The organism is Kurthia sp. YJT4 (genome assembly GCF_030219945.1).
GTDB lineage: Bacteria > Bacillota > Bacilli > Bacillales_A > Planococcaceae > Kurthia > Kurthia gibsonii.
Window position 1 is genome coordinate 528,836 of sequence record NZ_CP126689.1, and the last position, 21,083, is coordinate 549,918.

Sequence of the window (21,083 nt, forward strand, 5' to 3'; positions counted from 1 at the left end):
AAGTATTAAAGCACAAGGAGGCCACAACAATGCAAGATGAACGTAAGCGAATTTTACAGTTAGTTGAAAACGGCACCATTAGCGCACAAGAGGCAATTACATTACTAGAGAAGTTGGATCAAAAAGGTGTAAAGTCAGAAGACGCACCAAAAAAAGAAGAAGTTAAACAATCAACACATGAACAAGAGCAACTAAAAGAAGAACAAACCTATAAACATACACAGGAAGATGAAAAATCGAAAAAAGAAGATGAGTTTATTAATGATATAAAGCGTGATTTTAATGAATTCGGTACAAAATTCATGGACTTTATTGGTGCAGCAGTCAATAAAGTACGCGATATTGACTTCTCTTCGATGACATCAGGAAACAACAAATTTAGTTGGATTGAACCGATTGAAAATACATTATTTGATAACATCAGTGTGGATATGCCAAACGGTCAATTAACCATTCGTGATTCTGTAGATGGTTCGGCTTATTTAGAAGTATCAGCTACACCATTATTCCGAGTGGGCGCTCAAAAAGATTTATCAAATGAAGAAATTAAAAAGCAGTTTAACTGTGGAAACGATGCAGGAACATTACGCATTCATAACACAGCGAAAATGCTGAAAACAGATGTCATCATGTACGTACCGAAAGGCGATTATCGTCGTATTCGTGCTAATCTATTCAATGGTGGTTTTACATTACACAGCATTAATGCGGATCAAGTCAATGTAGAAACGAAAAATGGTTCGATTCATATTTCGGATGTCACATTTGATTCAGTAGATGTTGAATCAGCGAATGGAAGCATTGATATTCGCGATGTTGCAGGACGTGAAGTTGAAGCAGAGACGATGAATGGACGTGTATATATTGACGGTTCATTACGTTCGATTGAAGCGAAATCATTAAACGGACACGTTGTGGTTACATCGAAATCACAACAAACAGAACGCATTAAAGCCAATACAGCAGCAGGGACAATCGAGCTATATGTTCCTGAAAGCGTATCTTTAATCGGTGAATTATCTTCTACATTTGGTAAGATGGATGTTGTTTTGGGAGATGTTGAATTCTTACGTGAAGATAATCAAATGTTCAATAAGTCTGTTCGTTTCCGTAAAGTTGTACCTGACGCACATCAATTAACAATTGATGGCGAAACACAAACAGGCTCTGTCATTGTTCGTTATACTGTATAAATAGATGATGCTGAAACAAAGTGTTGTTTCGGATATACGAAAAAGCTAGGACATAACTGTAAAACACTTTCTCATATGAGCATAAAAACTGGAATCGCGCCGTGGTGCGGTTCCAGTTTTTCATTGTGAACGCTAAAAAATAGAAGAGAAGTGTTTTGTGCTAACCTATTATATATATTGAATCGATTTATGATAAAAAAATAAAAAGTGTCTGTTCTTTGAAAAAAAGAGTGCAAAAAACGTATAAAATCTATTTTTTTGTAACTTATTCCCTGTTATTTTAGTAAAATAGATACTATTAGTTATGTGAAAAAAAGCCTGCTTTTCTGTAGAATGGATGAAATTCGACGAAGTGTTACAAGCGAGGAGCAAATTGAAATGGAACTGTAATGGAGAAATGATTTTTAGATGATATACTATTGAAGTGCAGTTGAGTTCTTAGATACCTATGTGCTCAAATTCAGTAGTCACAAAGAGAAACGAACTACAATTTATAATAATAGGTGGTACGAACATGATCGAAATGAAAAATGTTGTAAAGAAGTACCCGAATAGTGTAGTAGCTGTTAAGGGACTGAACATACAAATTAAGCAAGGTGAGTTTGTTTATATTGTTGGACCGAGTGGTGCTGGTAAGTCGACATTCATCAAAATGATGTATAGAGAAGAAAAAGCAACTTCAGGTGAAATCAAAGTAAACGGAACAGACCTTACAACTTTAAAAGATAGAGAAATTCCGTTTTTGCGTCGTAATATGGGTGTTGTTTTCCAAGATTTTAAATTATTACCTCGTAAAAATGTATATGAAAATATTGCATTTGCTTTAGAAGTAATTGAAAAAGATCCAGAAGAAATAAAAAAACGTGTAATGGATGTTTTAAAATTAGTTGGTTTAACGAAAAAAGTAAAAATGTTCCCGGATGAATTATCAGGTGGTGAACAACAACGTGTGGCAATAGCACGTTCTATCGTTAATTCACCTAAAGTCGTGATTGCAGATGAGCCGACAGGTAACTTAGATCCTGAAACATCATGGGAAATTATGCGTTTATTTGATGAGATTAATGCTAGAGGAACAACGATTATTATGGCTACACATAACAAAGATATTGTAAATACAATGCGTAAACGAGTAATCGCCATTGAAAACGGACAAATTGTTCGAGATGAACGTGGGGGTGACTACGGTTATGAGTTTTAATACAATGAAGCGTCATTTTAAAGAGAGTTTCATCTCGATGGCACGAAATCGTTGGATGAGTTTTGCATCAATTAGTGCTGTAACAGTAACACTACTATTAGTTGGTGTATTTTTAACAATCATGATGAACTTGAATAAGATGTCTACAGATATTAAGAATGATGTTGAAATTAAAGTATTAATTGATTTAAGTGCAAACGAAACATCAGAAGCAGAATTACAGCAACAGGTAGAAAAAATGCCAGGTGTAGAATCTGTAAAGTATTCGTCGAAGAAACAAGAGCTTGATAAATTAGTCAAAGATTTTGGTAATGATGTTTCACTATTTAAACAAGAAAATCCACTTCATAATGTACTGTATGTGAAGGCAGATGATCCTGAACAAACAGAAAAAGTCGCAAAAGAGATTGAGAAAAATCCAGCTGTCGACACAGTGAAGTATGGTAAAGATAAAATTGAAAAATTATTTAATGTATTAAATATTAGTCAAAAAGTAGGCATTGTATTAATTATTGCGTTGTTATTAACAGCGACATTCTTAATTTCTAATACAATTAAAATTACGATTACAGCACGTCGTCGCGAAATCGAAATTATGAAATTGGTTGGAGCAACGAATTCATTTGTTCGTGTGCCATTTATTTTAGAAGGTATGTGGTTAGGAGCAATCGGTTCAATTCTGCCAATTATCGGTGTCACAACGCTTTATAGCATTGTGCATAGTTCGCTTGCGCCAAAACTTGAAAGCAGTGTTGTTCAAATTTTAGATGTCATGCCGTTCATTTTGGAAGTTGATATCATTCTACTTGTCATGGGTGTATTAATCGGTGTAGTCGGCAGTTTTATGTCTGTTCGAAAGTTTTTAAAAGTATAGGAGGATTTTGTTGTGTTACAAAAAAATAAAGTAATCGCAGCAGCACTTGCAACGACGCTCTTAGTACCTACTATGAGCGCGAGTGCTGAATCTGTTAGTGATTTGAAAAAAGAGAAAAATGCGTTGGATCAAAAGAAAAGTAAAATCAGCAAAGAACTTCAAGCTAAAAAAGAAAAAATTGCAAAAGCCCAAGCTGAAATTGAGAAGTCTGCAAAAGAAGTTTCGAAAATCACAGTGAAAATTCAAGAGACAGATAATAAAATCGAAGGTGTAGAGCAAAAGATTGCACAGACAAAGTACGAGATTGAAAAATTACAAAAATCAATTGAAGCACTTCAAAAGAAAATTGATGAGCGTAATGAAATCTTAAAAGAGCGTGCACGCGCAATGCAAGAAACAGGTGGACAAGTTGGCTATATCGATGTTCTTTTAGGTTCTAATAGCTTTTCTGATTTTATCGACCGCGTCTCAGCAGTGAATGAAATTGTCAATGCGGATGAACGCATTGTAGAAGAACAAAAAGCTGACCAAGCAAAAGTAGAAGAACAACAAAATCAAGTGAAAGAAAAACTTGCTGAACAAGAAGATCGTAAAAAAGAATTAGAAGACTTAAAAGCAAGCTTGAAAAAACAACAAGATAAGAAAAAAGCAGCTTTAACACAGATGGAACGCAAACAAGCAAAACTGAATAAAGAGCGTAAAGGATTAGAAAATCATTATTCAGAAGTTGCAAGTGTCAGCTCGAAAGTACAAAAGAAAATCGAAGCAGAGCAGCGTAAAGCAGCTGAAAAAGCACGTAAAATGGCTGAGGCAGCAGCAGCGAAAAAAGCTAGTGCAGCGATTTCAACAACATCCAATTCAATTTCAAGTGGCTCTTCATCAAGTGCAAGTGTAGGATCTGTACCAACAGCTTCATCGGGTACTTGGATGAAACCAGCACAAGGTCGATTCACTTCAGGTTTTGCAGGACGTGACATTGGTGCAGGAGCAGAATATCACTATGGTATTGATATTGCGAATAGTGAAGGGACACCAATTGTAGCAGCAGCAGACGGTGTTGTATTCCGAGCAAGTCCACTATCTACATATGGTAATGTCGTGATGATTACACATAATATTAATGGTCAAACATACACATCACTTTATGCACATATGAGTCGTTTTGGTACATCAGTTGGTAAAACAGTTAAAAAAGGTGAAGTTATTGGTTACATTGGGTCAACAGGACGTTCAACAGGACCTCATGTTCACTTTGAAATTCATATTGGTTCTTGGGTGAATCAAGCAACGGGTGCTGTAAACCCACTGCAATATATTTCACTATAATTCAATTCAAGAGGAGAGAATTGAATTGAAGCTGAGTCTGAAGAGAGAGAAAATCACTTCAGACTCGGCTTTTTTAGTTGTATTTCATATAAGAATATTATACCGTAACGGGTATAGGAGGATGTCTATGCAAAATAATATGTGGTACACCATATTCAATCTATCATTACCTGCAACATCGCTCGCCGTTTTAGGCTCAATGAGTATAACGATTCTTTTTCTCTTTATTTTAAAACGTAGAAAATGGATTGATTCATTTTTAAATTATTTCGTTCTTTTTATATTAGTTTGGAAATTTAGTTATGTTTTAACGAATTGGCAAGAAGTTATGAATTACCCACTTTCGATGCTTTATTTTGATGGTGGAACATTTGGTATTGCGTTGGCAGCGATCATTTTATTCATCTATAGTGTTTTACGGGTGAAAAGCGAAAAAGATACGATTCAACAACAGAGTTTCTATTGGCTTAGTATGTATAGTAGCTCGCAGTTTTTATACGCACTTTTAAATGATGGAGTGTTATGGCTAACGATTTTGATGGTTTTCTTTAACTTGGTTATTCTTATTTTAATCTTGTGGCAACGTTCTTTTGAAAAAATGGATCGTTTTGCGTTACGTATGACACTTATTTATTTATTGTTTACACTATTAGTTGAACCACTCGGTTTTCAACAACCTAAACTATGGATGATCTTAACATTTATTGTCTATACAGCATGGTATCAGTTTAAAATGAAAAGGAGCGAACTTTCGTGAAGTGGCAAAGAATTGCAAGTTTTGTTTTAGTAATTGCGCTAATTGGCATTGCGGTTACAACAATTATTCAAAAAAATACAGAACCAAAAGAACAAAAAAAAACAGTCGTTGAGGGGAAAAAACCAGAAGATATTCCTGGTATTGCAATCGGGCAAAAAGCACCTGATTTTACGCTTCGAACATTAGAAGGTGAAGAAGTTTCGTTATCGGATTTTAAAGGGAAGAAAGTTATGATTAATTTCTGGGCGACATGGTGTCCACCTTGTAAAGCTGAAACGCCCCACATGGTTACATACTATAATGAACATGCGAAAGATGAGAATTTTGTCATTTTATCTGTCAATGCGATGAGTACTGAACGTAAGAGTACGGATGTTGAGAAGTTTATTGACAAATATAATATGACGTATCCTGTTGTGATTGACCCACGCGGTGAAATTATTAAAAAATACGATGTATTAAACTTCCCTACATCATTCTTTGTGAATACAAAGGGAGTTATTCAACAAAAATTAAATTTAGTGAATGAACAGCAGCTTGCTGATGTTGTAAAGTCATTAGATTAATTCAATACCTTTTAAGGCTTTAGCAAACTGTTGCTGAAGTCTTATTTTATGTTAGCTCTTGTTTTACTTTGTATGAAAAGGGTAAAAATAGTCGATATGTAATAGAATATGCTACTCATTAAAACAGCCTTTTGGTACAATTATGATAAGCTACCATTTCTTAATATAATGGGGTATAAATAAATCTTTTAGAGGTGGGAACAACTGTGTTTTGGGACATTATCGTCGAATTATTAAAAGGCGTTTTACGTCTATTTATGAACCCCTTACTTTATATAACCATCATCTTCACCGTTTTATTAGGTTATCGTCGTGTCATTCGTGAACGTCAATCTTTTAAAATTCGTATTCATTGGGGACTATCTGAAACGATTCGTTTATTACGTGAAGGCTGGCTTGCGGCTTTCTGTGTATCCCTATTTAGTTTATTAGTTGGGATTGTCTTACCGATGGAATATATCATGCTAGTAACCGTGTTATCGATTCTTTTCGTCGTGAGCTTTTATTATCAACTAGCATCTGTCGTATATCCATTCGGAATTGCATTCTTAGTTCTATGGGTAACATTTACACAAAACTGGGGCTTCACATTATTTGGTTTTACAATTAATGCAAGTGATTTTAAGTTAAGTATGCTCTCAAGTATCCCTTTATTAATAGGGATTCTACTAATTGCTGAAGGTATGCTTGTGCAAAAGTACGGGGCAGACTTGGCTTCACCACGATTACAACGAACTGCTCGCGGCTTAAAGGCCGTTACATTCCTTTCAAAAAGATTGTGGATTCTTCCAGTTTTCCTTGTCATTCCAGGAGATACAATCACAAGCTTTGTGTCCTACTGGCCTGTCTTTTCATTAGGCGGTGAAACATATGGGTTTATTCTATTTCCCATCGTCATTGGTTTTCAACAGCGTGCACGTAAGATGTTACCGATGTACTTCTATCCACAAATGGGGCGTACCATCGTTTTACTAGGAGCTTTAGTGTTCGTTGAAGGGGTTATCTCTTATTTCTATCCAATTTTAGGATTAGCAAGTGTTCTTGTAGCAATCATTGGGCGTATCCTCATTTCAGTTATTTACGGGTTAAGTGAACGAAAAGGTAAGTTTGCAGTGACACCACAAAATGAAGGAGTTGTCATTGCTGCCATTTTACCGAATTCACCTGCTGAGGCGATGGGGTTACAAATTGGTGAAACGATTCGTAAAGTGAACGGGGAATCTGTGCATTCAGAAGAAGAGTTATATCGTGCACTTCAACAAAACGCAGCGCAATGTAAAATTGAAGTATTAGATACAGACGGAGAAGTTCGACTACGTCAACATATCGTGTTCCATCACGATCATTTCCGTATTGGTTTACTACTCGTACAGTAAACGTATGAGGTGAAGCGCTAATTTATGCGTTTCACCTCATTTTATTAACAATAGCTTGTCAGAAACTTTCTACTTAGTTACATCGTATACTAAGTAATGAGTTGTATGTTTTAGAGGGGGTAACAACTGTGCCAGATTGGTTGAGCATTGATCAATTTCAGCAATTAGCTGAACAACATCGCGTTATTGGAACATTCGGTGCAATTTTATTACCATTTATAGAAGCATTTTTACCATTTTTGCCACTAGCTGCATTCGTTGTTGCAAATGCTACTGCTTATGGCTTGTGGTTAGGCTTTTTATTTTCATGGGGAGGAGCTGTACTTGGCTCTTACTGCGTCTTTTTATTAATTCGTAAATTTGGTCACAGTCAATATTTTCGTTTTGTTACGGACCGAACAGGTGTAAAAAAATTAATTCAGTGGGTAGAAATTCAAGGATTCATGCCACTATTCATTTTACTTTGTTTTCCATTTACACCTTCTGCCATCGTCAATGTGGTAGCAGGACTTTCAAACTTGAAGAAAAAAAGTTATCTTATTACCATTATGTGTGCAAAATTCATTATGATTTTAGTTATTAGTTGGATTGGGGCTGACTTACAATCGCTAATTACAAAACCTTGGAAATCAGTCGTCGTTGTTCTTATCATTGTGCTAATGTGGGTTGGTGGAAAGTATGTAGAGAAACGAAATAATCGTAAAATGGAAGAGCATTTACGTTCACTTCAAAAAGATGATCATGAAAAATTATAAATATTATGAGGGCGAAATGATGAAATTCGTCCTCTTTTTTATTTCAAAATAAAAAAAAGGCGAATCTATGTTTTCATTGTGGATTTTTTGTACAATAAAGGAAGAAGAAAAGGAGGGAAATGAAATGGCTTTAACGATTGTACATGGTCGTGCAGGAAGTGGGAAAACCACGTATCTACAACAAGAGATTATTCGACAGTTGAAAGAAAATCCGACAGGTAATCCACTCTTTTTACTTGTGCCTGACCAAATGTCTTTCTCATCTGAACATCAATTAACAACAGCAGGTGGAATCAAAGGAATGATTCGTGCGCAAGCTACAACATTTAAACGACTTGCATGGCGCGTATTATCAGAAGTGGGTGGAATTAGCCGACAAGAAGTGAATGGCTTTGGTTATCGTATGTTGGTACGAAATGTATTGCAAACACTGCAACCAGATTTAAAACTATTTAAAAAATCTGCGAGTAAACGAGGATTCACTGAAGAAATTGAAGCAGTTTTAAAAGAATTTAGTCATTATCATATAGATCATGCGACTTTACTAGGATTGCAGCAGCAACTAGCTGAACAAGTAAATGCGCCTGTAACCTTACAAGATAAAATGCATGATTTACGACTTATTATGCAGGCAATTGATGAGCAATTAGGAGAGGCGTATATTGATTCGGAAGGGTATGTTCCACTATTAATTGAAGCGGTCGATCAAAGCCAACTCATTCAGCAATCGCATATTTATATTGATGGTTTTGAAACATTTACAAAGAGAGAATATGAACTTGTATTAAAGTTAATAGTTCATGCTAAAGATGTAACGATTGCCTTACCTTATGACTCAGAGTGGGATACACAAGATCCTCAAGCTTTATTCCACCGCCCAGCGTTGCTCGCTCAAAAATTACGTGATGATGCATCTTCATTAGGTGTTGTCATAAATCCAGCCATCTATTTACAAGAAGCGAAACGATTCCGATCGAATGTGCTTCGTTATATTGAGAAAAATCTACATCACTATCCATTAGAACAGATGACTGAACAGGCAGATCGTGGGCTTGAAGTATATGCGGCGACGACTAGAAAAGCTGAAATTCATGCTGTGGCACGTCATATTCGTGATTTTATTCAACAAGATGAAACACATCGTTATCGTGATGTAGCCATCTTATATCGACAAGCTGATGTATATGATCCGTTAATCGAAACAATTTTTAAAGAGTATGATTTACCGGTATTCCTCAGCCGAAAGAAACCGATGCTTCATCATCCATTAATCGAGTTAAGTCGCTCTGTTTTAGAAGTAATTGAAAAAGGGTGGATGTATGAACCTGTCTTTCGTGCAGTGAAAACCGATTTATTCTTCCCAGTTGGTGCAAATAAATCAATTTGGCGCGAGCGTGCAGATCGTATGGAGAACTACGTCATCGCAAATGGCATCTATCGTGAACGTTGGTTTGACGATGCACGTTGGATTTATAAAAAATATCGCGGCCTTGAATTTTATCAAAAAACACAAACAGATGAAGAACGAGCGATACAAGCAGAAATTGAAGCAGTGCGTCAGTTGTTATTAGAACCGATGAAACGTTTAAGTGATGCACTTACAAAAGCAAAAGTAGGACAAGATTACGCAGCAGCATTATTCAACTTCATGGAAGAGTTGCATGTATATACGAAGCTACAGACGCTTCAAACAGATGAACTAGAACATGGTAAATTATTTGAAGCAGCTGAGCATGAACAAGCTTGGAATGGCTTCATTCAATTACTCGACCAGTTTGTGACGATGTTTGGAGATCAAGAGATGACACTTGAAGAAGTCATTCCTTTATTAGATGAAGGCTTTGATACGTTAGAGTTTGCGCGTATTCCGCCTTCTGTTGATCAAGTAACTGTTGTTAATGCAGATTTAGCACGTCTTTCGAATATTAAAGTAGCCTATGTTGTCGGTATGAATGACGGTGTCTATCCAACACGTATTGATTTCGAAGGAATGATTGCAGATTCTGAGCGTGAATGGTTTACAAGACTGGGCGCTGAGATTGCACCTACTTCTAAAGAGCGTTTATTAGAAGAAGATTTAATCATTTATCGTACACTAACTGCTGCTTCTGAAAAGCTTGTGGTGAGTTATGCAATGAGTGATGAAGAAGGAAAATCATTACTTCCTTCTTTATATATAAAACGTCTGCAAGATTTAACAGGTGTCTCAGAAGAAATCATCTTTATGACACCAGATGAAGCACTGACATCTGAAGATGACTGGGCGTATATCTCACATCCAAGAACTGCACTTGCTTATTTAATGGCGCAGATTCGTCGAAGTGAGCATGATGGTGTTCCATTATCACCTGAATGGCAAGCATTACAGAGTTATTATGAACAAGATCCAACATGGCAAACGATTTATGAACGTCTTATGTATGCGACACATACACATAATAAAACGGAACCGTTGGAACAGCAGATTACAGAGGAGCTATATGGTCGTACGATTACATCTAGTGTATCGCGCGTTGAAAAATATTTTAAATGTCCCTTCTCTCATTTCGCCACATACGGTCTCCGTTTAGAAGAACGTGCGGAATATCGTTTAGAACCACCAACAATCGGTGACTTATTCCACGCGGCACTCAAATGGATTTCAGACGAAACAGCGAAAGAACATATTCAATGGCGTGAACTCTCCATCGAGCAGTGTAAACAACTCGCACGTGACGCGGTTCAAGTCGTCGTGCCACTACTCTACCATCAAATTTTACTAAGTACAGCACGCTATCAATACATCTTACGTAAACTCACAATGATTGTAGAACGCACGATGATTTCGATGCGTCACCATGCAAAAAATGCAGGATTCAAACCAATCGCTGTAGAGGCTGCTTTTGGACCGGGTGAAGCGATTCCGCCAATGGTTATCGAATTAACAAATCAGCATGAAATGAAGCTGCGCGGACGAATCGACCGCATTGACGCCACAAAAGTAGGGGACGAATCTTACCTACGTATTATTGATTACAAGTCTTCATCTCAGCGTCTCGACTTGAATGATGTCTATCATGGTTTATCGCTTCAAATGTTGACGTATTTAGATGTTGCAGTCGAAAATTCTACGCATTGGTTAGATGAAAAAGCAGAGCCAGGTGGCGTATTATACGTGCATATGCACAACCCGATGCTCAAGCAAGAGGCAGTACTGAATGAAGTTGAAACAGAAGCTGAAATGCTGAAGAAGTTTAAAATGAGTGGCTTACTACTGGAATCAGAAGATGTCATTTTGGAAATGGATGAAACATTAGAAGATGTCGGCGGACGCTCACAAATCGTTCCTGCCTATTTGAAAAAAGATGGTTCTGTTTCAAAAGGAATGTCCTCTGTTATTCAGCGTGAAGAATTAGAAGATTTACGCACATTCGTCCGTAAGAAACACCAAGAAGCAGGCGAAGGAATTTTAGCAGGCGACACAAAAATTAGCCCTTATCGCTTAAAACAAAAAACAGCATGTGACTACTGCCCGCAAAAAGCAGTTTGTCAGTTTGATACAACAGATACACAACAACAATATCGCACATTACGCGCTGAATCAGACGATACCGTGATTGAAAAAATTCGAAAGGAGTCGACAACGTATGATTCCAACTAAACCAGAGGGTGTTACGTGGACAGATGCTCAGTGGAAAGCCATTTGGGCAAAAGGTCAAGATACGCTTGTATCCGCAGCAGCAGGTTCAGGAAAAACAGCTGTCTTAATTAATCGTATGATTGAAAAAGTATTGGATACAACGAACCCAATCGACGTCGATCAATTACTCGTTGTAACCTTTACGAATGCTTCTGCCGCTGAAATGCGTCAGCGTATGTCGAAAGCTTTGGAAGAGGCGATTGATGAAGACCCATCATCTCAACATTTACGCCGCCAACTTTCTTTAATGAATAAGGCACAAATTTCGACACTTCATTCGTTCTGTTTAAATATTATTCGTCAATATAACTATCTCCTCGATATCGATCCAGGTTTCCGTATTGCGAATGATACAGAAGCTGCACTACTACGTGACGATACCATGGCAGAAGTATTAGAAGAAGCCTATGCAAAAGAAGATAAGCAAGAAATATATCGTCTTGTCGATGCTTTTACATCTGACCGCGATGATCAGGCGATGGAATTATTAATTGCGCAGTTATACGAGATGTCTCGCGTTAATCCGCAACCGTTTAACTGGCTCGACCGTTTACCAGAACAATATGATGTGACAGGAATTCAACACATTGATGACTTACCGATTGCTGCAATTATTAAGCAATCACTGTTATTACAAGTGGAAGCGGCGATTCAATTAGTGCAAGAAGTCCGTCAATTAGCGATTCAGCCGAATGGTCCAGATGCTTTTGGTAGTACGGCTGAAAAAGATTTAGAACAATTAATGATAGCACGCGCGCTTGTAACAGAAGGTACATGGTCAGAGATGCAAGCTTACTTCTCGCAATTCAAGTGGGGACGACTTGCTTCACAAAAGAAAGATACATGCGATGAAGGTATGAAAGAGCGTGCAAAAGCGAAACGTGAACAAGCTAAAAAAATCATCAACGATTCTGTAATGGTTTACTTCACACGTCCACCTGAAAAGCTACTAGAAGAAATGAGTGCGATGAAGCCACTCATTGAGACATTAGTTGATTTAACGAAGCAATTTAGTACACGCTATGCGGCTGTTAAAGCAGATAAGGGTTTGATTGACTTCTCAGATTTAGAGCATTTCGCATTGGCGATTTTAACGGATGGTGATTTACAACCTTCTGAAGTTGCGTTAGATTATCGTGCTCGTTTTGAAGAAGTCTTAGTCGATGAATATCAAGATACAAACCGACTGCAAGAGACCATCTTACAATTAGTTAAACGTGGCGAAGCAGCAGACGGTAATCTGTTCATGGTTGGGGACGTAAAACAGTCAATTGTGCGCCCATAAGGGTATTGTATATTTCACCATTTGGCGGTGAATAAACTACAGAAACGGTTTATATATCAGCCGACTTATCTTGGCGGGAAACCAAAAAGAGAGTGTAGCATGTCGGTACAAGTCATAAGTTAGCCTAAACGGAAAGGCTACGACTGAATGGCGAGATATAAAAGATTCATATAAGGAAGAAGGCTAAACTGCTTGAAGAATAGTCCGAGTGGGGTCATGTCTAACCGTCTAGGAAACCGTTTGAAACCTAGAATCTATTCTGTTCAGTGTACTAAATGGATGCAACTGAACATGGACGAACGCTATAAATTGAGGCTGAAATCTAGTTTCTGATTGATGAAAGAATAGACACACTTCAAGATTGAAGAAAAGGATGAACGTTCCTTCCGACAATGAATCGAGCCTGTATACAATATACTAAATGGGGATTACCTAAGTTGGAATGCCATTAGGCTATGTACAAAGGTACTGAATATCCAATATGGTAACGGAGCTCCCGTAGTAGTCCGAGATAGGGAAAACCTATTACACGGCGAAGGGGAGCAGCTTATAACGTATAAAACAATAAAGAAAGGAGCGAAATGCTCTATGCAAAGTTCAGAAATTGTCTTATACAATCTATCGAAACAAGCAATGAAGGACGGTTTTGAATTTGACCGTCTATACAGACATTTATACAACGAAGATTTTTATATAAAAGCCTATACAAAGATATACAAAAACAAAGGTAGTGCAACAAAAGGTATCGACGAAGAAACGGCAGATGGATTTGGTGAAGAAAAAATTCATGGGATTATAGAATCTTTAAAAGATGAAAGTTATCAACCCAAACCTGTACGTCGTATTCATATCCCAAAGAAAAATGGTGATACAAGACCACTTGGTATCCCTACATTTACAGACCGTTTAGTACAAGAAGTATGTCGTATGATTATAGAAGCAATTTATGAGCCGAAATTTTCAAATCATTCTCATGGTTTTAGACCGAAAAGAAGTTGTCATACAGCGTTAGTCGAAATAAAGAAAACCTTTACGGGCGTCAATTGGTTCATTGAAGGAGATATTAAAGGATTTTTCGATAACATCAATCATCAAGTACTAATCAATATTTTGCGAAAACATATTAAGGACGAGAAATTTATTCGTCTCATGTGGAAATTCTTAAAAGCAGGATTCGTGGAAGATTGGCGATTCCAAAAGACTTATAGCGGGACACCACAGGGCGGTATCATTAGTCCATTACTCGCAAATATTTATTTAAATGAATTTGATGAATATGTTGAAAATAAATTAAAACCTTCATTTGATTTAGGTGAGCCAAAAATAGGACGTAAACGAAATACGGAATATCGAAAATATGATATGCGTAATCAGCGTTTGCATAAAAAAATTAATACGACAGAAGACGAAAATTTACGACAACAGATGATTGAAGAATATAAGGCGAATAAGAAAATATTGCTTAATTTACCGTACTATGAACCAAATACCGATACGTATAAAGCAATGGAATACGTGCGTTATGCAGATGATTTTATAGTCGGTGTAAATGGTAGTAAAGAGGATTGTGAACGTTTAAAACAAGCAATGAAAGAGTTTTTGAAAGACCGTTTGCAATTAGAACTATCGGAAGAAAAAACACTCATTACACATAGTACAAAATTTGCAAGATTTTTAAGCTACGATATCTCAATTAGCCATGATTTAAGTGTGGCAAAGGATAAAAACGGTGTGAAAAAACGTAAATATAGAGGATATGTACAACTACGTATTCCAAAAGGGACGATTGAAAAAGTAATTGTCAAAAATAAAATGGTTAAAGATATTGATGCCAAGCAATGGGATATGTTGCATCGGCCAAGACTTGTCGGTTTATCTGATTTAGAAATCATCGAAACATATAATGCGGAATTACGAGGGATTTATAATTATTATGCTTTAGCTGAAAATGTAAATCGAAAAATGTGGCAACTGCGTTATGTAATGGAATATAGCTGTCTGAAAACACTTGCGAATAAATATAAATCCACAGTATCAAAAATGAAGGTTAAGTTTAAGCAAGGTAAGTACTGGGGCGTAAAGTATGAAACAAAGCAAGGTGAGAGAATAGCTTACTTTTATAAAGATGGTTTTGAAAAAAAGAAAGAAATCTTTCAATCAGAAATGGACCAACTACCAAATTTGTATGTATATCAAGGCAGAAATGATTTAGAAAAACGACTAAGTGCAAAACAATGCGAATTATGTGGAGATAACCACCCAGATACGAAGTTCGAAATTCATCATGTGAATAAAATTAAGAACTTAAAAGGTAAAGAATACTGGGAATGGACAATGCTCGCCAAGCAACGTAAAACACTAGTTGTATGTATAAAATGTCATAAAGAAATTCATAAACAACGATAGGTTTGTTATAAGTGGAGAGCCGTATACTCTGAGAGGAGTACGTACGGTTCGGGGAGGGGTTCTCTGGAAACCTACTACGGCAATGTAGCAAGGCGCTGGGTTCCTACTCTACTATCGATTCCGACTCGCTGAACCAACGCTATTTTTAAATAAGTATCTACAATATCAAGACGAACCGACGGATACAGGTATGAAAATTGATTTGAATGCGAACTTCCGAAGCCGGCATGAAGTGTTAGATGGTACGAACTATATCTTCAAGCAAATCATGGGTGAAAAGGTTGGCGAGATTGATTATGACGAAGCTGCGAGTTTAAAACCTGCAGCTCCTTATCCAGCACAAGATACGCCGATTACGGTCGCTGTACTGCATGCGACAGAAGAGGAAGAAGTGGATGAAGAGATTGAGGAATTACGTACTTCACAACGAGAAGCACGCTATATCATCTCGCAAATTCAACAATTAATGAATCGTGAACAGTTAGTTTATGATGCCTTCAAAAAAGACGAGCATGGTAATCCTGTCAGTCGTCCAATTGAATATAGTGACATAGTTATTTTAATGCGTTCAATGACATGGTCTGCCGATTTTGTGGAGGAATTTAAGTTAGCAGGAATACCGTTATATGCTGAATTATCACGTGGTTACTTCGATGCAATTGAAGTGATGGTCATGATGAATACTTTAAGAGTAATTGATAATCCATACCAAGATATTCCGCTAGCTTCTGTATTACGTGCGCCTTTTATCGGTCTAACTGAAAATGAACTAGCTGAAATCCGTCTAGCAGACCGTAAAGCGTCGTTTTATGATGCACTGAAGTCTTTTGTTGGGCAAGGGCAGGCGATGCGTACAGAGGCAGCAGAGAAGCTACAGCGCTTCTTATTATTACTTGAAGATTGGCGTAATTTAGCACGTCGAGGTTCGTTAGCGGACTTAATTTGGAAAGTATATCTTGATACGAATTATTATGAGATGGTTGGTGCGATGGCGAATGGTAAACAACGTCAAGCGAATCTTCGTGCCTTACATGATCGAGCAATTGCTTATGAAAAAACGGCATTTCGTGGGTTATTTCGTTTCCTTCGTTTTATCGACCGTATGCGCTTGAGAGGCGATGATTTAGGAACAGCGAAAGCGATTGGACAATCCGAAAATGTCGTACGTATTATGACCATTCACTCGTCAAAAGGTTTAGAGTTCCCATATGTATTCGCTGCAGGAATGGGACGACCATTCAACCGTATGGACTTCAATCAATCCTATCTATTTGACCCTGTGTTTGGATTAGCGGTTAAAATGATTGACCCTGAAAAAAGAATTGAATATACATCACTACCTTATTTAGCGATGAAAGAGAAAAAAATGCTAGAAATGAAAGCAGAGGAAATGCGTGTCCTATATGTAGCGATGACGCGTGCAAAAGAAAAACTCTATTTAGTAGGTTCAGTAAAAGAGTGGGCGAGTGCGCAAGAGAAGTGGCAAGATGCGCAGCTATTAGCACTTGGTGACCCACTCCCAGAACATCAGCGTGCAAAAGCGAGTAATTATTTTGATTGGATTGGTCCAGCGATTGCAAGGCATCCTGATTATTTAGCCGATGTCGAAGAAATGGAACGTACAGCATCACCCGACCATTCACGATTTAAAATAGAGATTGTCGATTGTCAGGATATGACGGTTGCAGTAGAAGAACATGAAGTATTGCCAAAACCTGTAACGGAAGAAAATCAATTTTTCTCTACGCTTATTCATCAACGTCTGGACTATCGCTATCCATTTGAAACATCGACGCGTAAAAAATCGAAAACATCTGTTTCAGAAATGAAGCGATTGAAGTTGTTAGAAGATCAGGCAGAACCAGAGATGATTTTTGAACCAGTGAAAGAGAAGGTGGAAGTGACGCAAGGTCCACGACTAAAATTCATGCAAGAACAGACGAATATGAGTGGAACTGAAAAAGGAACTGCTGTCCATGCAGTGATGGAACATGTACCACAACAAGGTTTTGAAACAGTAGAAGAAATTGAAGTCTTTTTGCAGACACTTGTAAAACGCCAGCTCTTAACAAAGGAAGAAGCACAAGTTGTTGAACCACAAGACCTGCTGACGTTCTTTGCGAGTCCAACTGGACAGGAGTTTAAGTCAGCGCCTATTTTAAAAAGGGAATTACCATTCACACGTGCGATTGTTGATGAAGACGGAGATGCACAGATTGTACAAGGGATTATTGACTGCTTATATCAAACGACTTCTGGTGAATGGGTACTGCTCGATTACAAGACGGACCGACTCACAGCGACAATGCAAACAACAGAAGGGTTAGAAGCTGAATTACGTCGACGCTATTCGATTCAGTTACACACATATAAGCAAGCTGTTGAAGAAATTTTAGATATTCAAATTACGCGTGCGATGATTTATGCATTCGCTGCACATCATGGGTTTGACGTATAGGAGGAGATAGAAGTTGATGCAACTTGCACCAACGAAACAGCGTATTGGCACATTAGATTTATTAAGAGGACTTAGCTTATTTGGGATTTTACTCGTCAATTTATTGGCGTTTAATTTCCCTGTAAACTATGTATCACTACGTGAGTTTTTAGAACATCCAACTGATTTACAGATAGAAAAATACTTAACGATTTTTGTACAAGGAAGTTTTTACCCTTTATTTGCAGGTTTATTCGGGTATGGTTTACAGATGCAAATGAACAAATCAAAGGAACTTGGTGAATCATTCATTGGTTATGGTTCTAAGCGGCTAAGCTTCCTATTATTGATTGGTTTATTACACGCTTTTTTCATCTGGTATGGTGATATTTTGACAACCTATGCTGTACTTGGTTTTGGTTTATTATTTTTATTAAAGTTAAGACCGATTTTCCAACTACTTATTGCGACTATTTTATTCGGTATTTGCAGTTTGACAGTAACCGTTCTATTTTATATTTCAAGTCAATTTATTACAGACCCATCTGAATACACAGATGTAGCAGGTGTGGCACAGTCGATTGAGGCTTATCGTTATGGTGGAGTTATCGAAATCTTTTTCCAACGTCTAAATGATTTATCTTTACAATATTCAATTATGATGTGGATTTCAGCATTCTTTACAATCCTCCCATTCATGCTTGTTGGTGCTGCCGCAAGCCAGTGGCGTTTAATTGAACGAGCAGGAGAACTTAAGAAGCTTTGGTTCGTCTTATGTATTATAGGGCTATCACTCGGACTCTATTTAAAAAATCTCATTTACCATGAACCTACTTCAATTTTTTATGAAGGTATTGGTCAAGTGATCGGGGCGCCGATTTTAACGGTAGGCTATGTATCATTAATTGTACTTCTTGGACTCATTCCGTGGGTGCAAATCATTACAAAACCGATTCAAGCAGCAGGTCGTATGTCATTAACAACTTACTTAATGCAATCTGTTATCCAAAGTATTTTATTTTATGGCTTTGGTTTTGGTTTGTATGGCAAGTTAAGTCTGTTACACTTATTCTATATTGCACTCGCAATTTATGCGATTCAGCTCGTTTTTTCAATGATTTGGTTCAAGTACTTTAAACAAGGTCCTGTAGAAGCGCTTTGGAAAAGTGTCACGTATGGAAAGAGATTTGAAAAATAGAGGAAATTTAATAGAAAATAAGGTATTATTGTAAAAAAAGAAGGAGTGCCACTATTCATGAAAATTTTATCATTTCGTTACAACAATGAAATCGGATTTGGTCCGAAAGTAAAAAGAGAAGAAGCAGTTTGGGATGTACTAGCAATTCAAAAATCGTTAAATGTCTTACCTTCGTTTTCTGAAACAATTGTTGAAGGTATGACTTATGGTTTTGAATTTGTAGAGCAAATGCGAAAATTAGTAGAGGCGGCTGAACAATCTCCAAATCCAGCTATTTTCAAACATGCATTTACAAACATCGAATGGCTTGCACCAATTCCACGTACGACAAAGAATATTATTTGCGTAGGGAAAAACTATGATGAGCATGCAAAAGAGATGGGCGCTGATCATGCACCAGAAGATTTAGTTGTATTCACAAAAGCACCAACAGCTATTGCTGCCGATGAGCAAACAATTTCTGTTCATGCAGATGTAACAGATTCACTTGATTACGAAGGTGAATTAGCAGTTGTAATCGGAAAAAAAGGGAAGAACATTCCAGCAGTTTTAGCATTTGACTACGTATTTGGTTATACGATTGCAAATGATATTACAGCACGTGATTTACAAGAACGTCATAAACAATTCTTCTTAGCAAAAAGTCTAGATGAGTCTTGCCCAATGGGACCTTATTTAGTAACGAAAGATGAAATTCCAAATCCACAAAATCTAACAGTAGTTACAAAAGTCAACGATGAAGTACGTCAAAATGGTACAACACGTGACATGATGCATACTGTTGAAGATTTGATTGTAAAAATCTCAAGCATGGTAACATTGGAACCAGGTGATGTGATTTTAACAGGTACGCCAGCAGGAGTTGGTAAAGGTATGACTCCACCAACGTATTTAAAAGCAGGCGATACAGTAAAAGTATCAATCGAAGGAATCGGTACATTAGTAAACCGTTTCGAATAAGATATTATTCAATCTCGACATGCCTCGGCTGTCGAGATTTTTTTGTTATTTGGTCGGGTGACCCATTTTCGCCCTCGAGTGACCCGATTGGACGAGCGAATGTCCCGAATCGAGGAACGAGTGGCCCGAACACTTCCATCAATGCCCCGTTTCGACAAGCGAATGTTCGAATTCACACTAGCGTAGTCAATTCAAGTCCTCTTCTATTACTCAAAAGCCTTGAAGAAAGTGCGGAGAGGGAGCAACTTAGGTTGTTTGGTCGAGTGACCCATTTTCGCCCTCGAGTGACCCGATTGGACGAGCGAATGCCCCGAACCAAGTAATGAGAGGCCCGAACACTTCCACCAATGGCCCGTTTCGCTGCCCGAATGTCCTAACCTAAGCAATAAGAATTCCTTTTTTACTCAGTTAACTTTTAGCTGAATAAGGGAACAGTAGAAGTAGCATTTGTGCATCTATGCTATTTAGAACGATGTTTTTGTATCTTCTTCCTATATTCGTTTTCTGTGGGTATTTTTGTTTGTATAGTCTGCATCTCTTTGGTAACATGAAAAAGAAATATGACAATTATACGAGGTGAAAAACATGCTTGAATTTTTAGGTTCACAAACTCATTTGCATATTACGACATGGGTTGTAGCACTAATTTTATTCTTTGTTGCAGTTAGTATGCAAAAAGGTTCAAAAGGGCGCAAAATTACACATATGATTTTACGTCTATTCTATATTTTGATTATCGCAACAGGTGTTGCTTTATTCATTACAGCGCTTGATTACGGTCAGGGTATGTTGTACGGATTTAAACTATTATTCGGTTTAGGTGTAATCGCCTTTATGGAATTAGTATTAGTTCGCAGCAATAAAGGTAAATCGACTGGTGGTATGTGGGCAGGTTTTATTATCTGCTTAATCGTTGTACTTGTACTAGGCTTCAAATTGCCAATGGGCTTCCAGTTCTTCTAAAAAACCATCTATAAAAAGTAGTACAGACCGAATTTATGGTTTGTACTACTTTTTTTCGTTAAAGGGGGTAAAGGATAAGAGTGAATAGACTATGAAAGGTGGCAAAG

The 21,083-nt window shown here is 37.4% G+C and carries 13 protein-coding genes and 2 pseudogenes; all 15 read left to right on the top strand.

Translation table 11 applies throughout. The annotated features are described in order from the left end of the window. Positions 1-29 precede the first annotated feature (29 nt). The 15 genes and pseudogenes from QN089_RS02510 to QN089_RS02580 all read left to right on the top strand — a co-directional run bounded on the left by QN089_RS02510 (position 30) and on the right by QN089_RS02580 (position 20,976). Entirely contained in the window at positions 30-1,193 is a 1,164-nt protein-coding gene (locus QN089_RS02510; RefSeq protein ID WP_285215901.1) for a DUF4097 family beta strand repeat-containing protein, read from the top strand. Between the two features lie 514 nt (positions 1,194-1,707). Beyond that, complete coding sequence (gene ftsE / locus QN089_RS02515; protein ID WP_068455508.1) at positions 1,708-2,394, top strand: cell division ATP-binding protein FtsE; 687 nt, start codon at positions 1,708-1,710, stop codon at positions 2,392-2,394. Beyond that, complete coding sequence (ftsX, locus tag QN089_RS02520) at positions 2,384-3,268, top strand: permease-like cell division protein FtsX (RefSeq protein WP_068455505.1); 885 nt, start codon at positions 2,384-2,386, stop codon at positions 3,266-3,268. The genes ftsE and ftsX overlap by 11 nt, the downstream gene beginning before the upstream one ends. 12 nt (positions 3,269-3,280) lie before the next feature. Next, complete coding sequence (locus QN089_RS02525) at positions 3,281-4,594, top strand: murein hydrolase activator EnvC family protein (protein WP_285215902.1); 1,314 nt, start codon at positions 3,281-3,283, stop codon at positions 4,592-4,594. 127 nt (positions 4,595-4,721) lie between these two features. After that, positions 4,722-5,351 carry a hypothetical protein gene (locus QN089_RS02530; RefSeq protein ID WP_285215903.1) on the top strand — a complete coding sequence of 210 codons (630 nt, stop codon included), beginning with the start codon at positions 4,722-4,724 and terminating at the stop codon, positions 5,349-5,351. Next, the gene (locus QN089_RS02535; protein WP_068455495.1) at positions 5,348-5,917 is read left to right on the top strand and encodes a peroxiredoxin family protein; all 570 of its coding nucleotides are present in this window, start codon (positions 5,348-5,350) and stop codon (positions 5,915-5,917) included. Before QN089_RS02530 ends, QN089_RS02535 begins: the two co-directional genes overlap by 4 nt. A gap of 206 nt (positions 5,918-6,123) precedes the next feature. After that, the gene (locus tag QN089_RS02540) at positions 6,124-7,293 is read left to right on the top strand and encodes a PDZ domain-containing protein (RefSeq protein WP_285215904.1); all 1,170 of its coding nucleotides are present in this window, start codon (positions 6,124-6,126) and stop codon (positions 7,291-7,293) included. 128 nt (positions 7,294-7,421) lie between these two features. Beyond that, positions 7,422-8,048: a TVP38/TMEM64 family protein gene (locus QN089_RS02545; protein WP_068455492.1), complete on the top strand. Its 627-nt coding sequence runs from the start codon at positions 7,422-7,424 to the stop codon at positions 8,046-8,048. A gap of 124 nt (positions 8,049-8,172) precedes the next feature. After that, positions 8,173-11,688 carry a helicase-exonuclease AddAB subunit AddB gene (addB, locus tag QN089_RS02550; RefSeq protein WP_285215905.1) on the top strand — a complete coding sequence of 1,172 codons (3,516 nt, stop codon included), beginning with the start codon at positions 8,173-8,175 and terminating at the stop codon, positions 11,686-11,688. Further along, positions 11,675-13,006: pseudogene (locus tag QN089_RS02555) on the top strand (UvrD-helicase domain-containing protein); the annotation flags it as partial. The gene addB and the pseudogene QN089_RS02555, both read left to right, overlap by 14 nt. A gap of 594 nt (positions 13,007-13,600) precedes the next feature. Beyond that, positions 13,601-15,418 carry a group II intron reverse transcriptase/maturase gene (gene ltrA / locus QN089_RS02560; protein WP_068455483.1) on the top strand — a complete coding sequence of 606 codons (1,818 nt, stop codon included), beginning with the start codon at positions 13,601-13,603 and terminating at the stop codon, positions 15,416-15,418. Between the two features lie 112 nt (positions 15,419-15,530). Next, positions 15,531-17,876, top strand: a pseudogene (gene addA, locus QN089_RS02565) (helicase-exonuclease AddAB subunit AddA); the annotation flags it as partial. Between the two features lie 16 nt (positions 17,877-17,892). Beyond that, a complete protein-coding gene (locus tag QN089_RS02570) occupies positions 17,893-19,053 on the top strand; it encodes a DUF418 domain-containing protein (protein WP_285216408.1) in 1,161 nt (386 codons plus the stop codon). A 57-nt stretch (positions 19,054-19,110) separates the two neighbouring features. After that, positions 19,111-20,013 (top strand): fumarylacetoacetate hydrolase family protein, encoded by a 903-nt coding sequence (locus QN089_RS02575; protein ID WP_068455475.1) that lies wholly within the window; start codon positions 19,111-19,113, stop codon positions 20,011-20,013. 585 nt (positions 20,014-20,598) lie between these two features. Beyond that, on the top strand, positions 20,599-20,976 hold the full coding sequence (locus QN089_RS02580) for a YisL family protein (RefSeq protein WP_068455470.1): 378 nt from the start codon (positions 20,599-20,601) through the stop codon (positions 20,974-20,976). The last annotated feature ends 107 nt before the right edge of the window (positions 20,977-21,083 follow it).